Below are 2,449 nucleotides of genomic sequence, written 5' to 3' on the forward strand. Positions count from 1 at the left end.
GGATAGAGCAGAGAGACCGGCATCGGGCGTGGCGGACAATCGGGCAGAAGCTGGATGAGCGCGCCTCGTGCAAGATCGTCAGCGGCGTGGAAGCGCGGCACCTGAACAAGACCGAGCCCAAGCCGCGCGGTTGCAAGATAGCTCTCTGTGCCAGTCAGGGAGATCGCCGTCGGTAATGTCACATTTTCCAGTCGCTCGCCGATCATGAAATCCAGTGGCCGCACTGCACCCGTCGTCAGCGACCGGAGCCCGATCATGCGATGGCCGTCCAGCGCATCCCAACTTGTCGGCGTACCAAAGCGGTCAAGATAGGCGGGCGCCGCACACGTCAATCGTTCCAGCGTGGCGACGCGCCGGGCAATCATGTCGCTGTCCGGCAGGATACCGAACCGCAGCACGCAGTCTACGCCCTCGCGGATGAGGTCGATCCACCGCTCGCCTTCGCTCATGCTGATTTCAATATCGGGATATTTCTCGAAAAAGGTCGGCAGACCTGGCAACAGAAAGTATCGCGCCAGTGTGCCCTGAACCTCGACGCGCACCAAACCCTTGGGCCTAGCCGCGCCGAATGCCCCTTCCGCATCCTCGAGATCGGCGATGATCGAGACGCACCGCCGGTGGTGGGCCTCGCCGTCAAGGGTCGGACTGACCTGCCGTGTCGTCCGTTCGAGCAGCCGCACACCGAGCCGCGCTTCCAGCTGTTTCACCGCATCGGTCACGGTCGAGCGTGGCAGGCCAAGATCGTTGGCGGCGAGCGTGAAACTGCGCCGTTCGACGACCCGGACGAAGACGCGCATCGCTTCAAATCTGTCCATTTGGCAAGTTCCGGTTATGGAGCGGCTGGATAGCATCATGAAACGCCAACACGGCCCACGCAAGACACCATTGTTCGTATTATTCGGATAGTGATGCCAAGAAATGGGTGATTATCCRCACTTTGCAATGATGCATTGTTTCGTCATTGAACAATCCATGAAGAGGATCAAGACCATGACACAACAGACAAACAAGGTTGCAATCGTCACCGGAGCATCGCGCGGTATCGGCGCAGCAATTGCAGAACGGCTGGCCAGCGATGGCTTTACCGTGGTCGTAAACTATGCGGGCAGCGCCAAAGAGGCCCGGGAGCTGGTTGACAAGATCGAAGCCAGTGGTGGCAAGGCAGTCACCGCACAGGCGAATGTCGCTGATGCAGCCGCAGTGCGGCGCATGTTCGATTCCGCTGAAGCAGCGTTCGGCGGCGTAGACGTTTTGATCAACAATGCCGGCGTCCTGAAGATGATGCCGCTGGCTGATACGAGCGACGAAGAATTCGATCGCCACTTCGCCATCAACACCAAGGGTACTTTCAACACGTTACGTGAAGCAGCCAAGCGTTTGAGGGATGGTGGGCGGATCGTCAACTTTTCGTCGACGAGCCTTCGTCTCAAGATGCCAGGCTATGCTTTGTACAATGCCACCAAAGCAGCGGTCGAAGCCTTCACGCATGTGTTTTCAAAAGAGCTTCGTGGCAGGAACATCACGGTCAACGCGGTGGCTCCCGGGCCGATCGCCACCGACCTCTATCTTAAGGGCAAAAGCGAGGAAGTGATTGCGATGGCTGCCAAGGCGCCGCCGCTCGAACGCCTCGGTCAACCCAGTGATATTGTCGGTGTGGTCTCGTTCCTCGTTGGCCCTGACGGCGGCTGGGTCAATGGCCAGATCCTGCGGGCCAATGGCGGCGTCGCCTGATTTCGGCGATCAGGCCGGGGGATTGATCCCTCGGCTCTTATCGCCCATCGGCAGGCTCAATGCCGCAGAATCTTGCTCAGGAAGGCGCGGCTTCGATCGGTCTTTGGATCGGAGAAAAACTCTTCGGGCGTGCCGGTTTCAACGACTGCTCCCGCATCCATGAACACGACCCGCTGTGCGACTTTGCGGGCAAAACCCATCTCATGCGTGACCACCATCATGGTCATGCCCTCTTCGGCGACGCCAACCATCACGTCCAGTACCTCACTGATCATCTCGGGATCGAGGGCTGATGTGGGCTCGTCGAAAAGCATGATTTTCGGGCGCATGCACAGGCAACGCGCGATGGCGACGCGTTGCTGCTGACCACCGGAAAGCTCGGACGGATAGGCATTGAACTTATCGGCGAGCCCGACTTTCGCCAGCATCTCGCGGCCCGACGCCTCGGCCTCGCCACGCGGAATTTTTCGCACGTGGATCGGTGCAAGCGTGACGTTTTCGAGCGCCGTCTTGTGCGGATAGAGATTGAAAGCCTGGAAGACAAAGCCGATCTCGGTACGCAGTTCAGTCATATTGGTGGCGCGGTCACCAAGTCGCTGCCCATCGACGACAAGATCGCCGTCCTTGATCGTCTCGAGACCATTGATGCAGCGGATCAGCGTGCTCTTGCCCGAGCCGCTGGGGCCGCACACGACGACGACTTCGCGCGGCTCGACAC

Annotated in this window: 3 protein-coding genes; 1 reads left to right on the forward strand and 2 read right to left on the reverse strand. The window is 59.5% G+C overall.

Translation table 11 applies throughout. From position 1 onward, the window contains the following. Positions 1-815 (reverse strand): LysR substrate-binding domain-containing protein (locus ACXJ5O_RS24370; protein ID WP_457302157.1); only part of this gene is annotated, 815 nt, incomplete at its 3' end. Positions 816-990: 175 nt separating this feature from the next. On the opposite strand from ACXJ5O_RS24370, the gene ACXJ5O_RS24375 reads away from it, so the two are divergent. Then, positions 991-1,731, forward strand: coding sequence for an SDR family oxidoreductase (locus tag ACXJ5O_RS24375; RefSeq protein ID WP_457302158.1), 741 nt, complete (start codon positions 991-993; stop codon positions 1,729-1,731). 56 nt (positions 1,732-1,787) lie between these two features. On the opposite strand, the gene ACXJ5O_RS24380 is transcribed toward ACXJ5O_RS24375, so the two are convergent. Continuing rightward, positions 1,788-2,449 (reverse strand): amino acid ABC transporter ATP-binding protein (locus tag ACXJ5O_RS24380; RefSeq protein WP_457302159.1); only part of this gene is annotated, 662 nt, incomplete at its 5' end.

It is taken from the genome of Phyllobacterium sp. P5_D12 (assembly GCF_054049495.1).

Excerpts from the sequence above, each read along its gene's own strand:
- ACXJ5O_RS24375 (WP_457302158.1), top strand. The coding sequence starts at position 991 with ATGACACAACAGACAAACAAGGTTGCAATCGTCACCGGAGCATCGCGC.